This is a genomic window from Corallococcus sp. AB049A, assembly GCF_003668885.1.
In the GTDB taxonomy this organism is placed as follows: domain Bacteria; phylum Myxococcota; class Myxococcia; order Myxococcales; family Myxococcaceae; genus Corallococcus; species Corallococcus interemptor.
This window is the reverse complement of record NZ_RAWL01000715.1, coordinates 1-2318: the sequence shown is the minus strand read 5'-3', so window position 1 is coordinate 2318 and position 2318 is coordinate 1. Positions and strand designations below refer to the sequence as shown.

General features: G+C 70.9%; 2 protein-coding genes. Both read left to right on the top strand.

What is annotated here, in order from left to right:
• The coding region (locus tag D7X55_RS38600; protein WP_147470399.1) for a cytochrome c at positions 1-314 on the top strand (314 nt) is incomplete at its 5' end.
• A gap of 685 nt (positions 315-999) precedes the next feature.
• Positions 1000-2190, top strand: coding sequence for a hypothetical protein (locus tag D7X55_RS38595; protein WP_121725642.1), 1191 nt, complete (start codon positions 1000-1002; stop codon positions 2188-2190).
• Positions 2191-2318: the final 128 nt, after the last annotated feature.

The following is a 2318-nucleotide window of genomic DNA, read 5'->3' as shown; positions in this document are numbered from 1 at the left end:
CTGAAGCTGAGCAGGACGCGAACGCGGCGAGGGCCCGGCAGAGGGCGCTCGTGGGGCCCAGGGGTCTCGCGATGGAGGGGCGGCTCGATGAGCCCTCCACGACGGGGGACCTGCCGCATCCACCGGGCTTCTACTTCGCGGTCATCTCCAACGGCTTCGGCGTGATGCCCGCATACGGCCCACAGCTCACGCCCCAGGAACGCTGGGCCGTGGTTGCGTACCTGCGAGCGTTGAGCCGCAGCCAGCGAGCACCCCTCACCGCCGCACCGGCCGAAGTACAGGCAAGGCTGCGCCAGGAGGTCGGAGCCCCATGACGCCCTCCAAGCCCCACCGCCTCGAACCGACTGTACGAGAGTCGGACCCGTTCACGCGGCCCAGGTGGAACATCCGCCCCCGGGACCGGGAGCGGCAAAACCTGTCCGACAGTCGGACAGGCTCTCGCGGCCCGAGCTGGGAGACAGCCTCCGTCCGGCCCGAGGCCGCGAACCTGTCGGACAGTCGGACACGTTCTAGCGGACCAGGCGGCGCGGTCGCCCCCGTCCTGCGCGACGCTCCAAACCTGTCGGACAGTCGGACAAGTTCTTGCGGCCCGAGCGGCGCGGTCGCCCCCGTCCCGCGCAGGGCTCAGAACCTGTCGGACAGTCGGACAGGTTTTCGCGGTGCCCCGCCGCAGGGGCGTCCCGGCCGGGTTCCCACTTTCTCAGCCATGAGGACAGCCCGCCTGTCCGCGGGCCCGGCGGCTCTGTCCGACAGGCCGACACGTTCTTTCGGCATACGGCCGATGGGGAGTCCTGGTGGGGAGGCCACTTGCTCCTCCGTAGGCGCGGGCCCTGCCCACCACGAGGGGGCGAACCTGTCCGACAGTCGGACAGGTTTTCGCGGTGCGCCGCCGACGGGGAGCCTCTGTTGCGGGCCCGTCTCCCTTGAGAGCCTGACGCTCCGGCCTGCTGTATGCGCTCGGGGCCTGGCGCGGTCCGGCCAGATGGAGGTCCGCGCGCGATGACGCCTCCCGTGCTCCCACGCTTCGAGGGCGGACAGCGCGCGCTGATCATCAGTGCGGCGCTGGGTGTCGTGGGCCTCGCGGCCACCGTGCTCGGTGCCTTCATCGACGTGCGTCAGGCCCTGGCCGGCTACCTCTTCGGCTTCGCCTACTGGCTGAGCCTGTGCCTGGGCGCGCTGCTGTTGCTCGCCTCCTTCCATGCGTCGAAGGCGCGCTGGCCCGTGGTGCTGCGTCGCGCGCTGGAGGTCTCTGCCGCCACCGCGCCGCTGTTCCTCGTGCTGTTCGTGCCGGTCGCGCTGGGCATGCGGCACCTGTATCCGTGGGCCGCGCCGTCCGCGGACCTGGGTGAGCACACGCTGCAGGTGCTCGAACACCGGCGGCTCTACAACAACGTGCCCTTCTTCCTGGTGCGCGCGGCGCTGTACTTCGTCACCTGGGGACTCGTGGGCCACCTGCTGCACCGCTGGTCCGTGCGCCAGGACGCGACCGGCGACCTGCGCTGGACGCTGTGGCAGCGGCGGCTGGGCGGAGGCTCGCTGCCCGCGCTGGGCCTCACGTTCTCCTTCATGACGCTGGACTGGATGATGTCGCTGGAGGCGACGTGGCAGTCCACCGTCTACGCCGTCCACGTCTTCTCCGGCGCGTTCGTGGGCGCGCTGGCCTTGTTGATTGTCGCGGGCGCGGCCACTCGCGGCACGCAGCACTTCGGCAGCCTGATGTCCCCCGGCCACTACCACCGGCTGGGCACGCTGCTGTTCGCCTTCATCTGCTTCTGGGCCTACATCGCCTATTCGCAGTTCATGCTCATGTGGGTCGCCGCCCTGCCTGAAGAGGTGAGCTGGTATCGCGTCCGCATCGAGGACGGCTGGGGCACCGTCTCCCTGCTTCTCGTGCTGGGCCACTTCGTCATTCCCTTCGCGCTGCTCCTGTCGCGCGAGCTCAAGGCGCGGCCCCGGGTGCTGGGGGCCGTGTCGCTGTGGATGCTCGCGATGCACGCAGTGGACGTGGCGTGGCTGCTGTTCCCCTCGCTCTTCCCGGAGCACGTCGTCATCCCCTGGACGGCGCTCACCGCGTGGGTGGGCGTGGGCGGCCTGTCCGTGGCGGCGGCGCTCTGGCGCTCGCGTGGCACCTACCCCGTGCCCGTGGCGGATCCGTATCTCGTCCACTCGCTCCAGGTGCGCCCGCCATGAGCGAAGCCCGTCCACCGCCTCCGGAGCTGGAGAAGCTGCCCACCGCGTGGCTGCTGCGCGTGGGCGCCGTGGCGCTGGCACTGCTCGCGGCGGCCAGTGTCGCGGCGTGGGCCCTGTGGGTCCTCTGG

Coding starts and splice junctions, on each gene's coding strand:
- D7X55_RS38595 (WP_121725642.1), top strand. CDS start 1,000: ATGACGCCTCCCGTGCTCCCACGCTTCGAGGGCGGACAGCGCGCGCTG.